Origin of the sequence: Pseudomonas migulae NBRC 103157 (assembly GCF_002091715.1) — a bacterium.
GTDB lineage: Bacteria > Pseudomonadota > Gammaproteobacteria > Pseudomonadales > Pseudomonadaceae > Aquipseudomonas > Aquipseudomonas migulae_A.
In genome coordinates this window covers 21749-43441 of sequence record NZ_BDAG01000050.1, presented here as the reverse complement: position 1 = coordinate 43441, position 21693 = coordinate 21749, and the positions used below count along the sequence as shown (strand labels likewise).

The 21693-nt window shown below is 60.2% G+C and carries 25 protein-coding genes; 14 read left to right on the top strand and 11 right to left on the bottom strand.

Going from position 1 to position 21693, the window contains the following annotated elements; genetic code table 11:
• Nucleotides 1–87: 87 nt before the first annotated feature.
• Together PMI01S_RS27395 and PMI01S_RS27390 are read left to right on the top strand one after the other, a co-directional pair.
• Nucleotides 88–1446 (top strand): MATE family efflux transporter, encoded by a 1359-nt coding sequence (locus PMI01S_RS27395; RefSeq protein WP_084323213.1) that lies wholly within the window; start codon nucleotides 88–90, stop codon nucleotides 1444–1446.
• Between the two features lie 548 nt (nucleotides 1447–1994).
• The gene (locus tag PMI01S_RS27390; RefSeq protein ID WP_084323212.1) at nucleotides 1995–2642 is read left to right on the top strand and encodes a hypothetical protein; all 648 of its coding nucleotides are present in this window, start codon (nucleotides 1995–1997) and stop codon (nucleotides 2640–2642) included.
• Nucleotides 2643–2811: 169 nt separating this feature from the next.
• Here the strand turns inward: PMI01S_RS27390 and phnE are convergent, their stop codons facing one another.
• From phnE to PMI01S_RS27370, 4 genes are read right to left on the bottom strand one after another with little or no spacing between them, the layout of a single operon-like run.
• Entirely contained in the window at nucleotides 2812–3579 is a 768-nt protein-coding gene (phnE, locus tag PMI01S_RS27385) for a phosphonate ABC transporter, permease protein PhnE (protein ID WP_084323211.1), read from the bottom strand.
• Nucleotides 3576–4403 carry a PhnE/PtxC family ABC transporter permease gene (locus PMI01S_RS27380; RefSeq protein ID WP_084323210.1) on the bottom strand — a complete coding sequence of 276 codons (828 nt, stop codon included), beginning with the start codon at nucleotides 4401–4403 and terminating at the stop codon, nucleotides 3576–3578. Before PMI01S_RS27380 ends, phnE begins: the two co-directional genes overlap by 4 nt.
• The gene (locus PMI01S_RS27375; RefSeq protein ID WP_084323209.1) at nucleotides 4397–5194 is read right to left on the bottom strand and encodes a phosphonate ABC transporter ATP-binding protein; all 798 of its coding nucleotides are present in this window, start codon (nucleotides 5192–5194) and stop codon (nucleotides 4397–4399) included. Before PMI01S_RS27375 ends, PMI01S_RS27380 begins: the two co-directional genes overlap by 7 nt.
• Entirely contained in the window at nucleotides 5191–6042 is an 852-nt protein-coding gene (locus tag PMI01S_RS27370) for a putative selenate ABC transporter substrate-binding protein (RefSeq protein ID WP_084323208.1), read from the bottom strand. The genes PMI01S_RS27375 and PMI01S_RS27370 overlap by 4 nt, the downstream gene beginning before the upstream one ends.
• Before the next feature lie 280 nt (nucleotides 6043–6322).
• On the opposite strand from PMI01S_RS27370, the gene PMI01S_RS27365 reads away from it, so the two are divergent.
• From PMI01S_RS27365 to PMI01S_RS27350, 4 genes are all read left to right on the top strand, one after another.
• Nucleotides 6323–6775 (top strand): Ohr family peroxiredoxin, encoded by a 453-nt coding sequence (locus PMI01S_RS27365; protein ID WP_084323207.1) that lies wholly within the window; start codon nucleotides 6323–6325, stop codon nucleotides 6773–6775.
• A gap of 71 nt (nucleotides 6776–6846) precedes the next feature.
• Nucleotides 6847–7299 (top strand): Ohr family peroxiredoxin, encoded by a 453-nt coding sequence (locus tag PMI01S_RS27360; protein WP_084323206.1) that lies wholly within the window; start codon nucleotides 6847–6849, stop codon nucleotides 7297–7299.
• A 217-nt stretch (nucleotides 7300–7516) separates the two neighbouring features.
• Nucleotides 7517–8086, top strand: coding sequence for a YceI family protein (locus tag PMI01S_RS27355; protein WP_084323205.1), 570 nt, complete (start codon nucleotides 7517–7519; stop codon nucleotides 8084–8086).
• 258 nt (nucleotides 8087–8344) lie between these two features.
• Nucleotides 8345–9037 (top strand): GNAT family N-acetyltransferase, encoded by a 693-nt coding sequence (locus PMI01S_RS27350; RefSeq protein WP_084323204.1) that lies wholly within the window; start codon nucleotides 8345–8347, stop codon nucleotides 9035–9037.
• A gap of 155 nt (nucleotides 9038–9192) precedes the next feature.
• Here the strand turns inward: PMI01S_RS27350 and PMI01S_RS27345 are convergent, their stop codons facing one another.
• Nucleotides 9193–9633, bottom strand: a complete 441-nt coding sequence (locus tag PMI01S_RS27345; RefSeq protein WP_084323203.1) for a hotdog fold domain-containing protein — start codon at nucleotides 9631–9633, stop codon at nucleotides 9193–9195.
• A 164-nt stretch (nucleotides 9634–9797) separates the two neighbouring features.
• Here PMI01S_RS27345 and PMI01S_RS27340 point away from each other — a divergent pair, with 164 nt between their 5' ends.
• The gene (locus tag PMI01S_RS27340; protein ID WP_084323202.1) at nucleotides 9798–10415 is read left to right on the top strand and encodes a TetR/AcrR family transcriptional regulator; all 618 of its coding nucleotides are present in this window, start codon (nucleotides 9798–9800) and stop codon (nucleotides 10413–10415) included.
• 293 nt (nucleotides 10416–10708) lie between these two features.
• On the opposite strand, the gene PMI01S_RS27335 is transcribed toward PMI01S_RS27340, so the two are convergent.
• Nucleotides 10709–11362 carry a TetR/AcrR family transcriptional regulator gene (locus tag PMI01S_RS27335; protein WP_084323201.1) on the bottom strand — a complete coding sequence of 218 codons (654 nt, stop codon included), beginning with the start codon at nucleotides 11360–11362 and terminating at the stop codon, nucleotides 10709–10711.
• Between the two features lie 86 nt (nucleotides 11363–11448).
• Between PMI01S_RS27335 and PMI01S_RS27330 the strand changes: the two genes are divergently transcribed.
• Nucleotides 11449–12099, top strand: coding sequence for an NAD(P)H-dependent oxidoreductase (locus PMI01S_RS27330; RefSeq protein ID WP_084323200.1), 651 nt, complete (start codon nucleotides 11449–11451; stop codon nucleotides 12097–12099).
• Here PMI01S_RS27330 and PMI01S_RS27325 read toward each other — a convergent pair.
• Together PMI01S_RS27325 and PMI01S_RS27320 are read right to left on the bottom strand one after the other, a co-directional pair.
• A complete protein-coding gene (locus PMI01S_RS27325) occupies nucleotides 12056–13174 on the bottom strand; it encodes a DmpA family aminopeptidase (protein ID WP_084323199.1) in 1119 nt (372 codons plus the stop codon). The genes PMI01S_RS27330 and PMI01S_RS27325 overlap by 44 nt on opposite strands.
• Nucleotides 13175–13354: 180 nt before the next feature.
• Nucleotides 13355–14458, bottom strand: a complete 1104-nt coding sequence (locus tag PMI01S_RS27320; RefSeq protein ID WP_084323198.1) for a polyamine ABC transporter substrate-binding protein — start codon at nucleotides 14456–14458, stop codon at nucleotides 13355–13357.
• A 111-nt stretch (nucleotides 14459–14569) separates the two neighbouring features.
• Between PMI01S_RS27320 and PMI01S_RS27315 the strand changes: the two genes are divergently transcribed.
• Nucleotides 14570–15343: a helix-turn-helix transcriptional regulator gene (locus tag PMI01S_RS27315; protein WP_084323197.1), complete on the top strand. Its 774-nt coding sequence runs from the start codon at nucleotides 14570–14572 to the stop codon at nucleotides 15341–15343.
• A 108-nt stretch (nucleotides 15344–15451) separates the two neighbouring features.
• On the opposite strand, the gene PMI01S_RS27310 is transcribed toward PMI01S_RS27315, so the two are convergent.
• A complete protein-coding gene (locus tag PMI01S_RS27310) occupies nucleotides 15452–16393 on the bottom strand; it encodes a class I SAM-dependent methyltransferase (protein ID WP_084323196.1) in 942 nt (313 codons plus the stop codon).
• A 218-nt stretch (nucleotides 16394–16611) separates the two neighbouring features.
• Here PMI01S_RS27310 and PMI01S_RS27305 point away from each other — a divergent pair, with 218 nt between their 5' ends.
• The 5 genes from PMI01S_RS27305 to PMI01S_RS27285 all read left to right on the top strand — a co-directional run bounded on the left by PMI01S_RS27305 (nucleotide 16612) and on the right by PMI01S_RS27285 (nucleotide 19771).
• A complete protein-coding gene (locus PMI01S_RS27305) occupies nucleotides 16612–17220 on the top strand; it encodes a cytochrome b/b6 domain-containing protein (RefSeq protein ID WP_084323195.1) in 609 nt (202 codons plus the stop codon).
• Nucleotides 17217–17996 (top strand): molybdopterin-dependent oxidoreductase, encoded by a 780-nt coding sequence (locus PMI01S_RS27300; RefSeq protein ID WP_084323194.1) that lies wholly within the window; start codon nucleotides 17217–17219, stop codon nucleotides 17994–17996. The genes PMI01S_RS27305 and PMI01S_RS27300 overlap by 4 nt, the downstream gene beginning before the upstream one ends.
• A gap of 52 nt (nucleotides 17997–18048) precedes the next feature.
• On the top strand, nucleotides 18049–18309 hold the full coding sequence (locus PMI01S_RS27295; RefSeq protein WP_084323193.1) for a pentapeptide MXKDX repeat protein: 261 nt from the start codon (nucleotides 18049–18051) through the stop codon (nucleotides 18307–18309).
• A gap of 255 nt (nucleotides 18310–18564) precedes the next feature.
• Nucleotides 18565–18972, top strand: coding sequence for a response regulator (locus PMI01S_RS27290; protein WP_084323192.1), 408 nt, complete (start codon nucleotides 18565–18567; stop codon nucleotides 18970–18972).
• A gap of 130 nt (nucleotides 18973–19102) precedes the next feature.
• Nucleotides 19103–19771 (top strand): HAD-IA family hydrolase, encoded by a 669-nt coding sequence (locus PMI01S_RS27285; protein WP_084323191.1) that lies wholly within the window; start codon nucleotides 19103–19105, stop codon nucleotides 19769–19771.
• Between the two features lie 119 nt (nucleotides 19772–19890).
• On the opposite strand, the gene PMI01S_RS27280 is transcribed toward PMI01S_RS27285, so the two are convergent.
• Nucleotides 19891–20550 (bottom strand): methyltransferase family protein, encoded by a 660-nt coding sequence (locus tag PMI01S_RS27280; protein WP_084323190.1) that lies wholly within the window; start codon nucleotides 20548–20550, stop codon nucleotides 19891–19893.
• Between the two features lie 113 nt (nucleotides 20551–20663).
• Entirely contained in the window at nucleotides 20664–21608 is a 945-nt protein-coding gene (locus PMI01S_RS27275) for a GlxA family transcriptional regulator (RefSeq protein ID WP_084323189.1), read from the bottom strand.
• Nucleotides 21609–21693 lie beyond the last annotated feature (85 nt).

The window sequence follows — 21693 nt, the reverse complement described above, 5'->3', positions numbered from 1 at the left end:
CGCCAAAACATTCATTCAACTTTGTACATCCCCGCTAACGCTATCCTCTAGAATCCCAACTCCGCAGTCGAGACGGACCTCCACCCAATGCAAACCCCCACCACCCAACACCCCCTCTGGAAAACCTACCTCCTTTTCCTAGCCCCCATGGTCCTCTCCAATTTCCTCCAATCCATGTCGGGCACCGTCAACAGCATCTACATCGGCCAAATGCTCGGCACCCAAGCCCTGGCGGCCGTCTCCGGCATGTTCCCCATCGTGTTCTTCTTCATCGCCCTGGTCATCGGCCTCGGCGCGGGGGCGGGTGTGCTCATCGGCCAAGCCTGGGGCGCACGTGAGCCGCATCTGGTGAAAACCATCGCTGCCACCACGTTGCTGTTGGGAGCAATCATCGGTCTAGCGGCGGCCATCCTCGGAAGTGTGTTCGCCCGGTCAGCCTTGCAGGGGTTGGGAACCCCGGCCGACGTACTCGACGACGCGGTGTCCTACGCGCACGTGATGATGTGGATCATGCCGTCGCTGCTGGTCTACGTGCTCTTCACTCAATTGCTGCGTGGGGTGAGCGATACGATGTCGCCGCTGATTGCGTTGGTGGTGTCGACCTGCATCGGTTTGGCGCTGACGCCGGCCTTGATTCGCGGTTGGTTCGGGTTGCCGATGTTGGGGATTCAGAGTGCGGCGTATGCGGGGTTGGTGGGTAACCTGGCGGCGATGGGGTGGCTGGCGTGGCGGTTGATCAGTAAGGGGCATCCGTTGGCGCCGGATCGGGAGATGTTTGCGGCGATGCGCCTGGATCGGGTGATTCTCGGCAAGGTGTTGCGCATTGGCTTGCCGACCGGGTTGCAGATGGTGGTGTTGTCGGTGTCGGAGCTGGTGATTCTGGCGCTGGTGAATCAGCACGGTTCGCAGGCGACGGCGGCGTATGGGGCGGTGACGCAGATCGTCAATTACGTGCAGTTTCCGGCGTTGTCGATTGCGATCACGGCGTCGATTCTTGGGGCGCAGGCGATTGGGGCGGCGCGGGTCGAGCGGATCGGGCCAATTCTGCGCACGGGCCTTTTGATTAACGTGTGCCTGACCGGTGGCTTGGTGCTGTTGGGTTACTTGTTGTCGCACTGGTTGTTGGGGTTGTTTCTGACGGACGATTCGACGCGGGCGAAGGCCGAGCACCTGTTGCACATCATGCTGTGGAGTCTGCTGCTGTTTGGCTTCCAGGCAATCATCGGCGGGATCATGCGCGCCAGCGGCACGGTGTTGGTGCCGATGGCGATTTCGATTGTGTGCGTGGTGGGCGTGCAGTTGCCGGTGGCGTATGTGCTGGATGGGCAGTTCGGGTTGCAGGGGGTGTGGATGGCGTTTCCGGTGGCGTATCTGGGGATGCTGGTGTTGCAGACGCTGTATTACAAACTTGTGTGGAAGCATCAGAAGATTGAGCGGTTGGTGTAGATTGGATCCCGGTGTTTCAATCATGAAACATAATAAGTCTGACTTAATTAGTTCTGGGTACGATCGGATCCCTGTTGCGCTTTTCGTTAGTAAGATAACAACTAATGGATCCAATGGAAGCATCTCAAGCCTCATCTAATTTACCGGACCAGTTAGTGCGGGGCTTTCGGGGAAGTTGGAGGTTCTCCATCGAGAAGAGTTGCATCATCTGAACTAACCGTCTGTCGGTAGTCTGCTCAAAAAATGAACATTTGAGCGTATCTGCCCTCAGATACTCCAGCACGTCACCATGACCTGCTCCTGCTATCGCAGAAAAGAAGTGGAAACCGAACCTCATATGCAGTGATTGCAAATGAGGCTTTTTTTACCCGAAATTCAGGAGCCAACACCTGACCGGTTGCTTGTTTGCCAGGCAAATCAATCGGTTCAGCCGTGCCAGGTCTATGATTTGGCTTTTCTTGTATCAGTCGGACCGCACTGGGTTTTTAACTTGATTAATACCCCGTCAAACTAAGGTCTGTACTGTAGAAACAGTTGGAGATACTACCGTGACAATAAATACAATCATGAGCTTGATCGAAAATAAAGAATGCATGGAGTTTGTTCGGTTGGGTGTTGTTTATGCACACTTGGTCGCTTGTTGTGTTGCCATTGGTCTGGTGTTGACCAGTGATATTGCCATGGTCAAGAATTTGTTGAAGGGTAAAGTATTGTCGGAGCACGATAATGCTCATCTCGAAAGTCTTCAGACATCTGTCGTTGTTGCATTGATTGCTTTGTGGTTCACCGGCATTGCCATTGTGGGTATCGATTACCTGGAAAAAGGAGTCGAATACTTCAAGAATCCAAAGCTTCAGGCCAAAGTGATCATTGTCATGTTGTTGACTTACAACGGTTATTTGCTGCATCGCCTGGTATTGCCGGCCATGCAAAAGGCGGGTTCGCTGCTCAAGCTCGGGTTTAGCGCCCGGATGCTGGCGCTGTTTTGCGGTTCGCTGTCGGCAGTGTCCTGGATGTATGCAGCCCTGCTGGGCGTCGGACGCCCGCTGGCCTGGAAGTATTCACTGTCCGAATTGTTGATGGCGTATCCGCTGTTGATTGCACTGGGTTTCCTGACGATGCTGGCATTGACTCAACGAGTGAAACAGCAGCACTACGCTGTGGTGCCGCAACGGACTGTTGCGGGTGCTTGCTAGGTTTAACCTTGGCTGAACTTCCCGGGTAGCGCCGGTTTTAAAAAGAGGGCCACCTGTCACAGGGTGGCTCTTTTTATTTGCGTCAAAAGTCGCGGCAGTCTTCGGGTTGCTTTCGCGATCGGGCGGACTTGCTGTTACCCACCTTCGGACAGTGACAACGCCAACACACTCACGCCTTGACCCAGCGTTGCCGACTCCAGCTGCTCAAGGTATCGACGGCGAACACCAGTATCAGCATCGCCAGAATCACCGTGCTGGCCTGCGCTTCCTGAAACAGGCTGAGGCTGACATAGAGCATTTGCCCCAGGCCACCGGCGCCGACGAAGCCGAGCACGCTGGCCATGCGGATGTTGTTTTCCCAGCGGTACAGGATGTAGGCCAGCAGCTGTGGCAACAGGTTGGGCAGGGTGCCGTAACAGAAGGCCCACACGGCGTTGCCGCCCTGCAAGCGGATGGCGTCGGCAGGTTCGGGCGGGGTGTTTTCCAGCGCTTCGGCGAACAGTCGGCCGAGCACGCCGGTGGTGTGCAGCGCCAGCGCCAGGGTGCCGGCGTTGGGGCCGAGACCGGCGGCGAGCACCATCAGTGCGGCCCACACCAGTTCCGGTACCGCGCGCAACGCGTTGAGCACCAGCCGCGAGGCACTCTGCAACGGCCAGCCGAAACGCCCGGCCGCGGGCAATGCCAGGAGCAAACCAAACACCGCCGCGATCAGGGTGCCGAGGGCAGACATGGCGATGGTTTCGAGGGCGCCGTGGGCGATGGCTTGCAGATGTGTCGGGCTCAGGTCCGGGCTGAGAAAGCGCTGCGCATAAGCGCCCATCTGGTTCAGGTTGCCGGTGCTGCCGAGTTCGCCGAGGTCGATGCCGAGGTAGATGAACGAGGCGATGACAGCAGCGCCGATGCCGAGCAGCAGGGCCAGGTTGAACAGGCGATTCATGTCAGCCTCCAGCGCAGCAGACGGCTGAGTTGATCGGCGAGCAGCACCAGCACCAGGAAGGTCAGCAGCAGACTGGCCACTTCGCCGCCGGCGAACATGCGCAACGACAGGTCCATCTGCTGACCCAGCCCGCCGGCGCCGACAAAGCCCATCACCACCGAGGCGCGGATCGCGCATTCCCAGCGATACACCGTGTACGACAGCAGCTCGGCCGAGACATTGGGCAGGATCCCGTAGCAAAAGGCCGCGAGCCGACCACTGCCGGATTGCAGCAGCGTATGGGCCGGGCGTTGATCGACCGATTCGAAAATTTCCGCGTAGACCTTGCCCAGCATGCCGCTGTAGGTAATGGCAATCGCCAGTACCCCGGCGGTCGGGCCAAGGCCGACGGCGCGCACGAACAGCAGGGCCCAGACGATTTCCGGCACGCTGCGCAGGAATATCAGCAGCCCGCGCACCGGCCAGCGCAGCAGTTGCCCCCAATAGCTTGGGCGACCCGCTCGCGAAGCCGCAGACAACGACAATGCGCGACTGGCCAACAGGCTGGCGGGAATCGCCAACAGCAACGCCAGGGCCATGCCAGCCGTGGCGATGGCCAGGGTTTGCAGGGTGGCTTGCAGCAACAGTTCGATGAACGTCTCGTCATGGGCCGGGGGCCAGAAGGCGGACACGAACCGGCCCATTTCACTCCGGCTGTCACTCGCGATCAGCACACTCAGGTCCAGTTCGCTGTAGTGGATGCCCGGCCACAGCAGGGCGATGGCCAGCAGGGTGAGCAGCAGGCGCGGCAAAACGGCGGGATCGCGGGAGCCGGACGTCAGCATCGGGGAATCTGCACGCTCAAGTGGGCGGGGGGCGGCGGCGAACGTTCCAACTGTTCGTTGGCGTAGAGCGTGTCGAGCAGTTCGCGGTCGACAGCACTGGCCGGCAGGTCAAACAGAATCTGCCCGTCACGCAGGCCGATGATCCGCGAAAAATGCGCCAGGGCCAGCTCCACTGCGTGCAGGCTGGCGACCAGCGTCACGTTGTGCTCCCGGGCATGGCTGCATAGCACCGACAGCGTGTGCTTGGCCAACACCGGGTCCATGGCCGAGACCGGCTCATCGGCCAGCAGCACCTCGGGCGCTTGATACAACACCCGGGCAATGCCCACGCGCTGCAACTGTCCGCCGGACAACTGCTGGCATTGCGTAAACAGTTTATCGCTGAGGTCCAGCCTGGCCAGGGCCGCGCGCGCGCCCGGAATGTCCAGTGGGTACAGCAAATTCAGCAGGCTCTTGCCCAATCCCCACTGACCCAGCTTGCCGGCCAGAACCGCCGTGACCACTCGCTGGCGCGGTGGCAACGGCGGCGATTGATGGATCAAACCGATGCGTGCACGCAGGCGCTGACGCTGACCGGCCGACAGTTGCCAGGCGCGTTCGCCGAGCACTTGCAACTCACCGTCGCCCGGTCGCAGGGCGGTGGCCAGCAGGTTGAGCAGGCTCGACTTGCCCGCGCCGGACGGGCCGATAATGGCGACCTGTTCGCGGGCGCCGATGTGCAGGTCCACGCCACGCAGCGCCTGAACACCGTTGGCGTGGGTAAGGCTGATCTGGGTCAGATGCAACGTCATTTGAGCAGTTCGGCGGCGCGTGCGGCTTCCTCGATGCCCTTGTAGTTGTCCGGGCTGGTTTCGATGAATCGGCTGGCGGCCTGCAAATCCAGAATCTCCTTGTCCTTCGGGTTCGCCGGGTCAAGCGCCAGGAACGCGGCTTTTATCTTGGCCGCCAGCGCGGGGTCGAGGGTCCCGCGCACCGTCCAGTTGTAGTCGAAGTAGGCGGGGGTAGTCGCAAACACTTTGACTTTGCTGGTGTCGACCTTGCCGGCCGCGACCAGTTTTTCCCACACGCTGGCGTTCAGCACCCCGGCGTCCACTTTACCGGCCTGGACCCACGCGACCGTGGCGTCATGAGCACCGGAGTAGCCGACGCGGCTGAAGTAGGTTTCCGGTTTGATGCCGTCCTTGAGCATGAAGTAACGCGGCATGAGACTGCCCGATGTGGAAGACACCGAGCCGAAGGCAAAGGTCTTGCCCTTGAGGTCGGCGAGGGATTTGACGGCAGGGTCGGCGGTGATGAACTTGCTGGTGAACTGGGCATCCTGTTCGCGTTGTACCAACGGGATCGCGTTGCCGGTTTTCAGGCGTGCCTGCACGAAGGTGAAGCCGCCCAGCCAGGCCAGGTCGATCCGGTCGGTGGCCAGCGCCTCGACCACCGCCGGGTAATCGCTGACGGGCACGAACTCGACCTTCATGCCCAATTGCTGTTCCAGATAGGCACCCAGCGGCTTGAATTTACGCAGCAGTTCGGTGGGGGCTTCATCGGGAATCGCACTGACTTTCAGGGTGTCGGCGGCCTGCGACAGCAGGGTGAAAAAAGTCAGGGCCAGGCTGGCAGCCACTGCCAGGGTACGCTTGAACATGGACATTCTCCGGTGCATTTAACGGAACACGATCGAGGCGCCAGCCATGGCCAGGCGCTTTGTGAGGTTAGACGAAACGCGACGGGGCTGACTGCTTTTGGCCCCGGTACACGCGTGCCGCGGAATAGGCGGTGGCAGATTAGGTAAATACCGTTCGTCGGTGGGGTGCACGATAACCCATTGACACTGATGCGTCGCTGAGTGAATATTGATCCATCGCATACGACTTAATCGAAAGCGACAATAAATTAAACCCCATTGCACCGTAGAGGATTCACCCATGAGCAAGATCGAAAAAGTCCTGGCCACCGGCAAAACCCACACCACCGCCAGCGCTGCCGGCAATACGTCCCGCGGCCATAACGGCAGCCTCGACATCACCCTGTCGACGCCGGGCAACGCCAAACCCGCTCATGTGTTTGCAGCGACTCAGCCACACCCGACCGCCGAGCAACTGTTCGCCGGTGCATGGTCGGCTTGCTACACCGCAGCGGTCGGTCTGGTGGCCAATGACTTGAACGTGGTGCTGCCGGCGGATCTGTCGGTCGACATCGAAGTCGACCTGGGGCAGGGCGGTGCGGAGTACTTCCTGCAAGCTCGACTGACGCTGCGTGTACCGGGCCTGTCGCAGGAGATCGCGACGACGCTGGCGCACACTGCCGACCAGATCTGCCCGTACTCGAAAGCGACTCGCGGCAACATCGATGTAGCCCTGAACGTCATCACTGCTTAAGTCTTTTTTTAATTCCATAAATATCGCGTGCGATAAAAGCGCATACGCAAACAATCTTAAGGTAATCCATCATGAGCAAGATCGAAAAAGTACTGGCCACCGGCAAAACCCACACCACCGTCAGCGCCGCCGGCAAGACCTCGCGCGGTCATAGCGGGAGCCTCGACATCGTGCTGTCTTCGCCCGGCAACGCCACACCGGCGCACGTGTTCTCCAACACCCAACCGCACCCGACCGCCGAGCAATTGTTCGCCGGCGCCTGGTCTGCCTGCTACACCGCCGCCGTCGGACTGGTGGCCAAGGACCTGAACGTGACACTGCCGGCGGATACGGCCGTGGAGATCGAAGTCGATCTGGGCCAGACCGGTCAGGCGTACTTCCTGCAAGCTCGACTGACCCTGCGTGTGCCAGGGCTGTCGAACGAAATTGCAACGAAGCTGGCGCACACGGCCGACCAGATCTGCCCTTACTCGAAAGCCACCCGCGGCAACATCGACGTGGCACTGAACGTCATCACTGAGTGATGCAACAGGACTCGCCGGCGCCACGGGGTTGGCGCCGGGCGAGTTCACGCCATTGCAGAAAACGGTGGTCAAACTGTGCAACGACCTGATCAGATCGGTGGAATCAGACGGACATTGTGGTCGGTGGCATAAACGGTGGATCTTTGCTTTAGTCCACCTGTGGCGCGCTTGCGCGTGCAGCCCTCAATGCAAACGGGAGCCCCGCCCGGAGAGTTCCATGAATCCTCGAGTTTCGCCTTTCGCCGCTTGGGTTGTTGCGCTCACCTTCGGCGTTTTGTCTTGCGCCGATGCCGCCCGGTACACACAGGTCAATACGACCGCCAGTAAAATTTCGTTCACTTATAAACAGTTCAGTTCGCGGGCCTACGGCACGTTCAGCCAATTCGAAGGCACGCTGGATTTCGACACCGCAAACCCTTCAGCGGCCCACGCCGCGCTCACGATCCAGCTCGACAGTATCGATGCTGGGAGCAGTGAAGCTAACGAAGAACTGAAAAAACCAGCCTGGTTCGACATCGCGAACTCGCCCGTGGCGACGTTTGAGTCGACCGGTGTGAAATCATTGGGTAACAACCGCTATTCGATCACCGGCAAACTCACGCTCAGGGGCATTACCCGCGTGGTGGAAGTGCCCGTGCAGTTGAAGGCCGAGAACGCCATCGGCATCTTCGATGGCCAGCTGACGCTCAAGCGCAGCGATTTCAAAATAGGCGAGGGCGAGTGGGCGGGCGAGGTGGTTTCCGACGATATCAACATCCGCTTTCGCATGGTTGCGCCGCAGCAATAGGGTTCACGTCGGGGCTTTTAGTCGCGTGCCCTGGCATGGTTTGAGTGTTGTGGCTTATGGCCTCTTCGCGAGCAAGCCCGCTCCCACACTGGATTTTCTGTGAACACATTATGTGTGTCCGCCAGCGATCCAGTGTGGGAGCGGGCTTGCTCGCGAAGAAGCCGGAACATTCAACACCGCTGCCAACTGACACCCCCCTGCGGTCCCGCCAGCACGTTATGATACGCACCCCCGCCCGCCCCAGAGTCCAGAGCCTCAATGCCCCAGATCACCCACTTCAAAACCCCGTGCCCGGAGCACCTCTCCAGCCAGATCCTGCAGATGGTGGTCGACAACCTGACCGACATCAGCATGGTCGCGATCCCGCCGAGCAACCTGTTGTACAACGTGTACCAGTACGCGATCGGCTATGAGGTTCACCTCTATCTGGAGGCGCTGAGCGGGGCGAAAGGGATTGCGGTGGAGTTGATCGTCGCCACGGACGTGGACGATCCGGAAACGGTTATCGGTTTCTTGCTGTACCTGCCGGTCAAGGATGATCCCGAGGCGTGCGGCGTGGCGTACATGGCGGTGCAGGCTGGTCATCGGCGTCAGGGCGTGGCGCGCAAGATGCTGCGGGAAATGGTCGGTCGCTACCCGCATGCCGAACTGACCTGCGCGGTTGCCAAGGTGCCGTGGTTCGAGTCGATGGGGTTCCAGGTGGTGGGCGTGCGCGGTACTCAAGTGCTGATGAACACCCGCGATCATCGCTCCGGCGGTTTGATGGGGCTGTTGGATGTGGCGTCGATCTACAGCTCGCTGGAGGTGCGGCAGATTCATACCTATCTGCTGCAAAAGCACGGCAAGCGCGCGATGCTCGATGCCGAGAAACAGCGTGACCGGCATCTGGATCAATTGACGTACAAGGCCAATGAGTTTGTCCGCGAACGGTTGGGCGCGTTGCCACGCTGACCGCACCTTTCCAGACAACTCGATCAACTGTGGGAGCGGGCTTGCTCGCGATGGCGGCATTACATTCAGCATTTATGTTGACTGAATCACCGCCATCGCGAGCAAGCCCGCTCCCACAGTTGTTCTGCATTCACTCAGGCAGTTCGGTCAGCTTTTTAAGAAAGCTTCACGTTCATGGTGATCCGCGCCGTGAACACCTTCTTGCCTTCAACGTCGAGAATGTCCACCGGCACGATCTTGTCGCCTTGCGTGGTCCAGTCGACGCCGCCCCCATCGGCCACTGCCGTGACGTCGGTCTTTGCCTTCGCCAGGTACTCGACCGTCATGCCTTTTGGAATCCAGCGAGCCCCTTCGGGAATCGACACGTCGGTCATCATTCCCGCTGCCAGTTCAGCCGCATTGCACATCGCGATGGCGTGGACGGTGCCCAGGTGGTTGGTGATTTCCTTGGCGAACGGCACCTGCACGGTCGCGAGGCCTTTTCGCAACTCCGTGACCAGCGGGTTGATGGTGCTGAAGTAGGGCGCCACCTGGCAGGCCATTTTGCTGAAGGCTTGCGGGCCCACGCTGTTAAACATGCTGAGGAACTGACTCATTTTGAAGCCTCACTGATGATTGGGTTGACGGAATATTATTCCGTTACAGAATAATGTTCTGTGACGGAACAGTATTCTGTCGGCGGGAAATCTGTCAACCTATCGTCGCGTGTCCGATGGCAGTCATCTGCCTTCACCCTTGATTTTTTGGGACTGTTTTGAGCATGGAAACGTCAGATTTACTCGAGCGCTGCTACCCCGGAAGGCGCGCTGAACTCAAGCGCGAAATTTTTCGAAAGGCCCTCACACTGTTCAACGAGCAGGGGATCGAGGCCACGACCATCGAAATGATCCGCGCCGAATGCGACACCAGCGTGGGCGCGATTTATCACCACTTCGGGAACAAGGAAGGTTTGGTGGCCGCGCTGTTTTTCACCGCCCTGGACGATCAGGCCCGGTTGCGCGACAGCTATTTGAGCGAGGCGAAAACGACGCAAGAAGGCGTGTATGCGCTGGTGCACAGTTATGTGGATTGGGTCGACAGCCAACCCGAATGGGCGCGCTTCCAGTACCACGCGCGATTTGCCGTCACCAAAGGGCCTTTCAAGGACGAACTGGCGACCCGCAACAAGGCGCGCAACAAGCAACTGCTGGAATGGCTGTCGGCTACGGCCAGGGGCGATGAGTTGAACGGTGCTCCGACCGAATTGCTGCTGTCGCTGATCATTGGCCAGGCAGACAACTATTGCAGGGCATGGTTATCGGGCCGGGTGAAGGGCAGTCCGAAGGTGTACAGGGACAGGCTTGCACACGCGGCGTGGCGATCGATTTGCGCCGACTGACTGATGCTGTTCACTTAAGAGTGGGTGCCCATATTTGTGGCGAGGGGATTTCTTGCCCGCCTGATGAGCATTACCGTCACATGCCGGGGCTTTTTCCTGGCTGGAATTCGTGCACTGAAAAAAGAGCCTCAAGGCTCTTTGATGGGGAGGAAGTAGAGCCCTCGAGGCTCAAGATGCACGTGAAACAGGCGGTGAGCTTGGTAGGGGTTCAGATCACTCACCACCTACGCAACCGCTGAGTTGAGCAAACAAACGGCTGCGTAGAATCATCGTAGGAAGATGGGGTTTGGCACTCAAGTACCGCTAGTCGCCTCCGTGCGAGCCTTGCCATGCGCGCTTCTTTCAACCATGGCGACGATGGTTTCGAACAGCTCGTCCTGCGCCTGTACGGCGCTGATTTCACCCGTCGCGGCAGCCTGGGACAAAGCTTCCGCCGCACCGAGCATGGCCCGCAAACCCGCTGCCGTGATCTCACCTGCGCCAGCGAAGGGGGCGAGGGCGGATCGGCATTTGTTCAGGAAGATCGCTTCGTACTCGCGCTTGATCTTCTCCAGTTCCGGCGAGCTGGCCAACGCAGCTATCACCCCGGGAATTTCATTGCCCTGCAGCAGCACACAGTCCACGTACGACGAGGCAATCACCCTGGCGGTACCGACCAGCGTCGGTTCGCTGTTCTGCAGTGCCGTGTCCATGACCGCTGTCTGCCGCGCATCAAAGTCCTGGTAGAGCGCCGCCAACAATCCGGGGCGCGTCGTGAAGTGATCGTACACCACCGGTTTGGTGATCCCGGCCTGTTCGGCGAGCCGCCCCAGTGTCAGCGCGTCGGTGCCTTCTTCCCGAACGAGCTGCCAGGCGACATCCAGCAACTGGCGCAGGCGGTCCTCCCGGGACAGGCGTCGTCGTGGTTGCGGGGTGGAATCTTGCGCGATTGTTTTGCGGGTTGACATGGCTATGTACCAAAAGTAACTTACTGATCGTAACTTACCAAGAGTATATAAGGTCCGCCTTGTGCTCTCAATCAGGAGTTTGCACCATGCATTCGCTCATTGTTGTCGCTCACCACAATCCCCGTTCGCTCACCCACAGCCTGGCGGCGCGGATCGCTGAAGGTGTGATTGCACGCGATCCCGATAACACCGTGGAGTTGGTCGATCTTTCGGCGCAAGGATTCGAGCCGAGGTTCAGCGCCGCGGACCTGGCAGTGCATCACCGCGAAGCACCGCCGCCTGCCGATGTGGTCGCCGAGCAGGCGCGCATCGACCGCGCCGATCATCTGGTGCTGGTCTATCCGGTCTACTGGTGGTCGATGCCGGCACTGCTCAAAGGCTGGATTGATCGGGTGTTCGCCAACGGCTGGGCCTTCGATTTCACGGCGGATGCGAAGCTGGAGAAGAAGTTGGGCCATCTGCGTGTTCACCTGGTCGGGGTCGGCGGTGCCGATGCGGGCACTTACGCCCGGCACGGCTATGCCGAGGCGATGAAAACGCAGATCGACCACGGGATTTTTGATTATTGCGGTGCGCAGGTGCTGACGTCCGAACTGTTGCTGGAGTCGGAAATCCAGGATCCGGCGGTGCATCTGGACGCCGCACGAGCCTTGGGTCTCAAGCTCGTGGCGGCGTCCGGACATCCCGAATCCGTTACGCCTGTTCGCCCGGCCAGCCGGCTCGACGCAAGGCTTTGAGCAGCGTTTCGGCGTCCAGTCCCGGCACCGCATGGCCATTGCCTTCGGCGGTGTCGCAGGCCAGCAGGGCGTTGATGATCGCTTCCTCCACGGCCTCGGTGGCGGCCAGGAATAACTCGCTGATGTGGTCGTTGTTGACCATGCTCAGGTGGTCTGTTGTCGGCGCCTTCTTGCTTTCATAAGCCGCGGGCGGGACATCGTTGCCGGTGGCGAACGCGATGAAGATGTCGCCGCTATGGTCTTCGTTACCGCCGCCGGTGCGCGCGAGGCCAAGGCTGGCGCGTTGGGCGAGGCGGGTGCATTGATGCGGCAACAGCGGCGCATCGGTGGCCAGGCAAACGACGATCGAACCCATGCCCGGATGGGGCAACGAGGCCTTGAGAAATGGCGAGTCAGCCTTTTCCATGTAGCGCCCGACCGGGTAACCGTCGACGCGCAATTCATTGCGGATGCCGTGGTTGGCCTGGACGATGGCGCCGACGGTCCAACCGCCCTGGGCGCTGCTCAGGCGTCGCGAAGCCGTGCCGATGCCGCCCTTGAATTCGTGACAGATCATGCCGCTGCCGCCACCGACTGCGCCTTCGGTCACTGGCCCGCCGGTTGCCGTGCGCAGGGCTTGGGCCACATGCTCGGGCTTCACGTGAAAGCCATTGATGTCGTTGAGCAAGCCGTCGAAGGTTTCCAGCACCACCGGCATGTTCCAGTAAAGTCGGCCGTCGTCGGGTTGCTGTTCACGGTCCAGGACGATCAGCGCATCACGAACCACGCCCAGGCTGTGGGTGTTGGTGAAGGCGACCGGGCTGGTCAATAGACCCGCTTCGCGAATCCACTCAAGACCGGTCGCATCGCCGTTGCCGTTGAGCACATGCACGCCGGCGAAGCACGGATGCTGGCTGGTGGAACCGGCACGCGGCTCGATTACGGTGACGCCGGTCAGAATGTCGCGGCCATTCGCGCTGCGGCCCCGCACATTGCTGTGGCCGACCCGGACGCCGGGTACATCGGTGATGGCATTGAGCGGGCCAGGTTGCAGTTGGCCGAACTGGAGGTTCAGGTCACGGGCACGTCGTTTCATGGGTTCTCTCATCTTCAATTTGTGGCAGAAAAAGTAGGGCCGGGTTGAACACGGACCCTTGTGGGAGCGGGCTTGCTCGCGAAGGCGGCGTCTCAGGCGACATCAATGCCGGACATGACGGCCTCTTCGCGAGCAAGCCCGCTCCCACATTGGTTTTGTATTCAGCCGAACCATTTGGGGTTACTGACCGTTTTTGACCTTGCTCCAGATCCGCGTCCGCACCCGCTCGGTGGCTGGCGGCAGCGGCTGAAGGGTGAACAACGTGGCCAGGGCTTGCGCGGACGGGTACACCGCCGGATTGTTACGGGTCGCTTCGGCCACCAAGGGCGTGGCGCTGCGGTTGCCGTTGGGGTAGTTGAGGTGATCACTGACCGGGGCAATCACTTCCGGGCGCATCAAATAATCGATGAACGCCAGCCCTTGCTCCGGGTGCGGTGCATCCTTGAGCAACACGAGGGTGTCGAACCACACCGGCGCGCCTTCCTTCGGCAGGCTGTAGGCGATCTTCACGCCGTTGTTGGCCTGCTCGGCGTTGGTCTTGGCTTCGAGCATCGCGCCCGACCAACCCACCGCCACGCAAATGTTACCGTTGGCCAGGTCACTGATGAATTTCGACGAATTGAAGTAGGCGATGTGCGGACGCAGTTTCAGCAGCAGCGCTTCGGCCTTCTTGTAGTCCTCGGGGTTGGTGCTGTTGGGCGGCAGACCGAGGTAGTGCAGGGCGACCGGCAGCATCTCGGACGGCGAGTCGAGCATGGCCACGCCGCACTGGCCGAGCTTGGCCAGGTTGGCTTCGTTGAACACCAGCTCCCAGGAATCCACCGGCGCCTTGTCGCCCAGCGCGGTGCGAACCTTGTCGATGTTGTAGCCGATGCCGTTGGTGCCCCACAGGTACGGCACGGCGTACTGATTGCCCGGATCGTTGTTGGCCAGTTTCGCCAACAGATCAGCGTCCATGTTTTTGTAGTCAGGCATCTGCGCATGGGGCAGGGGCGCGAGGGCGCCAGCCTTGATCAGGGTCGGCAGGCTGAAGTTACTGGCCACCACCACGTCATAACCGCTGCGGCTGGTCAGCAGTTTTCCTTCCAGCACTTCGGCGCTGTCGAAGGTGTCGTAAACCGGCGAGATTCCGGTGTCGCGCTTGAAGTCGTGCAGGGTGTTGGGGCCGATGTAGTCATACCAGTTGTAGACGTGAACCGTCGGGCCCTCGGCAGCCACCGCCGACAGCGAAACGCACAAACAGGCGCTCAGTCCAAGATTGATCTGTTGACGGGGACGACTCATGATGCGGCACTCCTGGCCTGCTGCAGGCCGGTGATGAACAGGTGCTTGCAGCGTATCGGCGGGCCGGGGACACACCCATTCCCATCATGGGTTACTCGAAAGGGGTAGAGCGTGGACGCGTTGTTGAAGGAATTGCCGGTGCACCAGGGCCTGGCGAGGGTGTTTGGCGCGGTGGGGCAGGACGGTTTCTGGCGTGCGCTGGTCGATACGCTGCGGCTGCTGGTGCCGCTGGACAACGCCTTGGTCGCGGTGATGACGCCTGGACGAGTGCCGCGCCTGCTGATTGATTTCGACACCGGGGGCAGCGGCGACGAAGCAGAAGAACTGGCCGACTACAGCGCCGGCATGTACCTGCTCGATCCGTTTTATCAGGCGGCCTGCGCCGGCATCGCCGACGGTTTGCACAGCCTCGATTCGGTGGCCCCCGACCAGTTTCAGCAAAGTGAGTATTACCTGAGCTACTTCCGCTCGGTGGTGGGCGGTGATGAGTTGCAGTTCATGATCAACGCCGACGGTGCCGTGCTCGGTTTGTCACTTGGGCGATCGACGCGCTTTACCCTGGAAGAGCAGGGCCGTCTGCTCTGCGTGCGTGACTGGGTGTTGGCCGCGATGCGCCGTCACCTGCAATTGATGCCACCGGAAGGCCCGGCCACCGAGGCCGTGGCGGGGGATCTGGCGACACTGCTGGATCGCTTTGATGCGCGTTTGACGGTGCGGGAAATCGAAACGGCGCGGCTGATTCTTCAGGGCTTCTCCAGCAAGGCAATTGCCCAGCAATTGGGGATCTCGCCGGAAACGGTGAAGGTGCATCGGCGCAACGTCTATCACAAGCTCAATGTGAACGGGCATGGGGAGTTGTTTGCGTTGGTGTTGCGGCCGCGTTGAGTCACCGCCGATTCCCTGGAGCGAGCTTGCTCGCGATGGACTTCAGGAGGTCGCGGGGTATCAGGCTCCCAGCGTTATCGTTGTCGACCATCGCGAGCAAGCTCGTTCCTACAGGGACTGCCGGAACACCAACGCCTTCAACCCGCATTCAACATCCGCATCCGGAAACTCCGGCGGATTTTCCAGCCGTTGCTCGAACTGCAGGCTGGGTGCTTCACGCATGACGCCCTCGATCAGGAAATCCGCACCGAACGCCGGGTCGTTCATGCACGCCAGCACTGTGCCCTGCGGGCTGAGCAACTCCGGCAACCGACGCAGCACGCGCTGGTAATCCTTGGTCAGCAAAAAGCTGCCTTTCTGAAACGACGGCGGGTCGATGATCACCAGGTCATACGGGCCCTTGCCGATCACTTTGCCCCAGGACTTGAAGAGGTCATGGCCGAGGAAACTCACCTTGCTCAAGTCGTGCCCGTTGAGCCGGTGATTGTCGCGACCACGGCTCAGGGCCGGGCTGGACATGTCCAGATTGACCACGTGCTCCGCGCCGCCCTCGATGGCCGCCACCGAAAAACCGCAGGTGTAGGCGAACAGGTTCAACACGCGCTTGCCCTGGGCATTGGCGCGCACCCAATCGCGACCGTAGCGCATGTCGAGAAACAGCCCGGTGTTCTGCTTGCGGCCCAGGTCCACGCGATAGCGCAGGCCGCCCTCGGTGATGGTCATGTCCTCGATCACTTCCCCGACCAGCCATTCGGTGGTGCTTTGCAGCAGATAACGATGCTGCAGCGCCAGGGTATGCGCACCGGATTGCGTCCACTCGGGGGATCGGGTGATTTCCATCAGCCGCTGTTTCAACGCCTCCAGCTGCGCCGCTTCCGGCTCCTTGAACAGCGACACCAGCACCACGCCTTGCAGCCAGTCGACAGTCAGTTGCTCCAGACCCGGCCAGCAACGACCGCGACCGTGGAACAGTCGGCGGGTTTCTGCGGGGGCCGTTGCCAGGGCGGTCAGCAGATGGTCGTGGAGGGTGGTCAGCGCTTCTGAATTCATCGGGTCGGGTCGGCGATTTGAGGGGGCGGCATTTTAACCACATTTACACAAACACTGTGGGGGCGAGCCTGTGGTGAGGGGATTCCTCCCCCCTCCGCAAGCTCCCACAGGTATGCGGGGCAGTTATCACGGTTAATTTAACTTTACGTGAGGATTTGGCGATCTTTCGGCTCCCATACTCGGCTCCAACGAATAACAACAACCGCCGGGAGCCGATCATGTCGCCGTTACCTGCTTCATCCCATCCTCGCTGGCTCCGGCTCACCCATTGGCTGAACGCACTGGCGGTGCTGGTCATGGTCACCAGCGGTTGGCGCATCTACAACGCGTCCCCGCTTTACGACTTCAGTTTTCCCAAAGGCATCACGCTGGGCGGCTGGCTCGGCGGCGCGCTGCAATGGCATTTCGCGGCGATGTGGCTCCTAGCCATCAACGGCCTCGTCTACCTGATCGTCAACCTTGCCAGCGGCCGGCTGTCACGACGTTTTTTCCCGGTGTCGCCGAAAGGTGTCTTGCATGACCTGTGGGCCGCATTGCGCGGGCGGCTGGGACATGCCGACCTGAGTCACTACAACCAGGTGCAACGGGTGGCGTACCTGTTCGTGATGGTCGACATCACGCTGCTGGTGATCTCCGGGCTGGTGTTGTGGAAGTCCGTCCAGTTTCCGCTGTTGCGTGAATTGCTCGGCGGCTACGAAGCGGCGCGGCATGTGCATTTCATCGCGATGGCGTTGTTGGTGGCCTTTGTGGCGGTGCATCTGGTGATGGTCGCGCTCGTTCCCAAAACGCTGTTGGCCATGATTGTCGGTCGCAAGGAGCCCGTATGAAAAAGCGCATCGAGGGGCTGGACGAGTCGTCCATCCTGAAAGACGCCCGGAAAATCATTGCGCCGCAGATCGAGGATCGCTCACGTCGCTCGTTCCTGATGCGTGGGTTGACCCTCGGCGGCGTGGCCATGTTGTCGGGCTGCAACCTCACCGACAACGAAAGCGTCGAGACCGCGCTGTCGTCCATGTCGCGGTTCAACGATAGGGTGCAGGGCTGGCTGTTCAACCCCAATGCACTGGCGCCGACCTATCCGGCGTCGATGATCACCCGGCCGTTTCCATTCAATGCCTTTTACGGCATCGACGAGGCACCCACCGTAGAGGAAGAAAGCTATCGGCTGGAGGTCACTGGCCTGGTCGCCGACAAACGCAGCTGGCGTCTTGAAGAGCTGCGCGCCATGGCCCAGGACGAGCAGATCACCCGGCATATCTGCGTCGAAGGCTGGAGCGCGATCGGGCGTTGGGGCGGCGTGCGGTTCAGCGATTTCCTGAAACGGATCGGGGCCGACACCGATGCCAAATATGTCGGTTTCAAATGCGCCGACGACTACTACACCAGCATCGACATGGCCACCGCGCTGCACTCGCAAACTCTGCTGGCGCTGACCTATGACGGCGCGGTGCTGCCGCGTGAATACGGCTTCCCGATGAAGCTGCGCATGCCCACCAAGCTCGGCTACAAGAACCCCAAACATATCCAGGCGATTTTCGTCAGCAACACCTACAGCGGCGGCTACTGGGAAGACCAGGGCTACAACTGGTTCGGTGGCAGCTGACGGCGCCCGACAATTTCACTCACCCGCAAACTGTGCTTCAAGGAGTTTCATCATGAAAAAGTTAACCACCGTCGTCCTGTCCATGTGCCTCGCCATGGGCGCTGCCAGTGTGTTTGCCGCCGAAGCAACCAATGGCATGAGCAATGACAGCATGAGCAAGGATTCGATGTCCAAGGACGCCATGAAAAAAGACACGATGAAAAAGGACGCCATGAGCAAGGACACAATGAAGAAAGATGCCATGTCCAAGGATTCGATGAAGAAGGACGCCATGTCCAAAGACGCCATGAAAAAGGACAACATGTCGCAGTAATCCAATCAACGCGATCCCCTGCAGGAGCAGAGCTTGCTCGCGCAGGGGGGCAGCGTTTGCACCCATGAAAAATCCGGCAATACGCATGCAGCGGTGCTGATGGTGGAGGAAAGGCCGCCGATCTGATTCTGCAGGACGCCTGTTTTTTCACTTGCCTGTATCAAAAATGAATTTCCGCCGAGTCCGCTGCTCATACCTGTAGGCAGCGGAGTTGAGCCCGCGAAAATCATTAGGCAATCAGGGAGCGGTAAAGTCATGTGTCCAGTATCGATGGCGGACGAGCACCTTCCTTGCGGGTTGATTCTTGTGGTGGAGGATGACCCGCTGATTCTGGAGTTTCTCTGCGAAATTCTTCAGGAGGAAGGTTTTGTCGTTGAACCGCAGACCAGCGCGGATGCTGCTGCAAGTTACCTGGAGCAGCACGCCGACAACGTGATGATGCTGCTGACGGACATCACCATGCCCGGCAAACTCAATGGCGCGGACCTGGCCAATCTGTTCGGCGACCGCTGGCCGGATAAGCCGATCATGATCATGTCCGGCTTCGAAACGCCGCAGAGTTCCGGGGTGAGGCACGAGGTGTCCTTCATCAAGAAACCCTGGGCGCTGGGGCAATTGCTCGATTGCGTGGCAGGTGCATTGAAGTCGCATCGCACCCTGTAGGCGCTGCCGCAGGCTGCGATCTTTTGGCTTTAAAAAGCGAAGATCAAAGTTCGTAGCCTGCGGCAGTGCCGACGAGGGTCGTGTACATTGCTGACACACCCGCCCGGCTCTTGCAAAAGGACGCTCATCCTTGTCAGCTCAACCATCGGTTTTCAACAAGCCTTATCGCGCGTTTCTGTTCGATATGGACGGCACCGTCCTCAATTCCATCGCCGCCGCCGAACGCATCTGGACCACCTGGGCCTTGCGTCACGGGGTGGATGTCGAATCCTTCCTGCCGACCATTCATGGCGTCCGGGCCATCGACACGGTTAATCGCCAGGCCTTGCCGGGTGTCGATGCCGTGGCTGAAGCGGCATGGATTACCCAAGCGGAAATCGATGACGTCGAAGGGATTGTCGAAGTGGCCAGTGCGGCGGATTTCCTGGCGTCGCTGCCGGCCAATCGGTGGGCTATCGTCACGTCTGCGCCCAGGGCACTGGCTCTGCGCAGGATGGCGGCGGCGGGGATTCCTGAACCTGCGGTGATGGTGACGGCGGAAGATGTCAGCGCCGGCAAACCCGACCCCGCGGGTTATCGATTGGCGGCTCAGCGATTGGGCGTCGACGTAACCGATTGCCTGATCTTCGAAGATGCCACGGTGGGTATTCTCGCGGCAGAAGCGGCGGGGGCTGACCTTGTGATCATCACCTCGACCCATGAACATCCGCTGGAAACACCGCATGCGACGATGGTCAGTTATGAATCGGCCGCCTGCCGAGTAGATGACGATGGCCTGATCCGTCTGCATTATTCCTAATTCACACAAATCAATGTGGGAGCGGGCTTGCTCGCGAAGGCGGAGTGTCAGTCGACATCATTGTTGACTGACACTCCGCCTTCGCGAGCAAGCCCGCTCCCACATTGGTACGTGTTTGACTAATAAACCCCGGGTATCAACCGCCAGCTACGGCTGCAATACGCCTCGTATTCACTGCCAAACTGCGCCCGCAGCAGCGCTTCTTCCGAGTGAATGCGGGCGATCAGCGGGATCACCGTCAGCGCCGCCAGCAACAGGCCAACGCCGGAACGAAACGCCAGCGCCCAACCCAGCGCAATGACCAACATCCCCAGATAACTGGGGTTGCGCAACGTTCGATAAATCCCATCGGTCACCAGTCGGTGCCCCGGTTGAATCGCCACCAACCCGCTGAAACGCTTGCCCAGCACAAACACCGGCCACATGCGCAATGCACCGCCAACAATGAACAGCAACGCCCCGAGCCAGCGCACGCCTTCGCCACCGAAGGTCCAGAAATCGATCCGGTCGGTGTAGGCCGGTAAAAAACCGCTCACTATCCCGATCACCCCGAAAACTGGCAGCACCCAGCGATTGGCCCGGTCTTCCCGTTCGCCGGAGCTGAGATTGACCTCGGTGAACAGCGACGCGACCGCCATCGCCAGGGTCGCCAAGGCAACGACCACCAACGCCCCGTGGGAGAAAAACGCCGCAAACCCGCCCAACCCCCACACAGCGAGGCCAAGGTAGGCGAGGGTGCTGGCGATGGCGAAAAACGCCAGTCTGGCCGAGATTTTCATGGTCACCCCGCACTTCGAACGAATACTTCTTACATTGTAGGAGCTGGCTTGCCGGCGATGGCGTTCTCCAAATCACCACCTGCTTCATGGCCCGATCGCCAGCAAGCCGGCTCCTACAGGAGTTCGGCTCGGGCGTTGCGTCGAATTACCTGTGGCGGCTGCCCGAACGCCCGAAGAAACGCTTCACGCATACGCCGGCGATCACTGAAACCGGCTTCGGTGGCAATCTGATCGAGGTTCAATCGCCCACGCTCCAGCATCTGTCGAGCCGCTTCCAGGCGCAGGTTTTCGATGGCCTTGGCCGGCGATTGTCCCGTTTCTGCCCGGAATGCCCGGCTGAACTGGCGCGGGCTGAGGCGCGCCACGTCCGCCAGTTGCTCCACGGATAACGCCTCGGCGAGGTGTTCCCGGGCGTAGCCGAGCACGGTCTGGATGCGGTCGGATTTCGGCTCCAGTTCCAGCAGCGCCGAATGCTGGGACTGGCCGCCCGCACGCCGGTGGTACATCACCAGTTTCTGCGCCACGGAACGGGCGAGTTCGGGGCCGTGATCCTTTTCGACCATGGCCAGGGCCAGGTCGATGCCGGCGGTCATTCCGGCGGACGTCCAGATCGAGCCGTCAATCACGTAAATGCGGTCCTCTTCGACTTTGATCGACGGAAACCGCGCTTGCAGTTCCCGTGCGTACGCCCAATGCGTCGTCGCCCGTCGTCCATCGAGCAAACCAGCCTGGGCCAGGACGAACGCCCCGGAGCAAATAGACGCCGTGCGCCGCGCGGTTTTAACGCTGGTGCGCAGGTAATCCAGCACGCCCTCGGGCGCCTGCTCGAGAATGGCATCGCCGCCAACCACGATCACCGTATCGAACACCCGCTCATCGAACGCCTCGGTGCCGACACTCAAACCACCGGAAGCACGCAAGGTGCGACCGTCCTCGGACAGTACGCTGACATCGTAAAGCGCTTCGCCGGCGCTGAAGTTGGCGTACTCGAATACCGGCATGGCCGCCAGCGCCATGGACTGAAACCCCTCAAACACCACAAACGCCACGGAAGTCATCGATAGGCCCTCAAAAGGACATGTCCTAAAAGCGTACTTTAAACGTCATTTGAGACGCAGGTCAGTCAATTTATAACTGTCACAC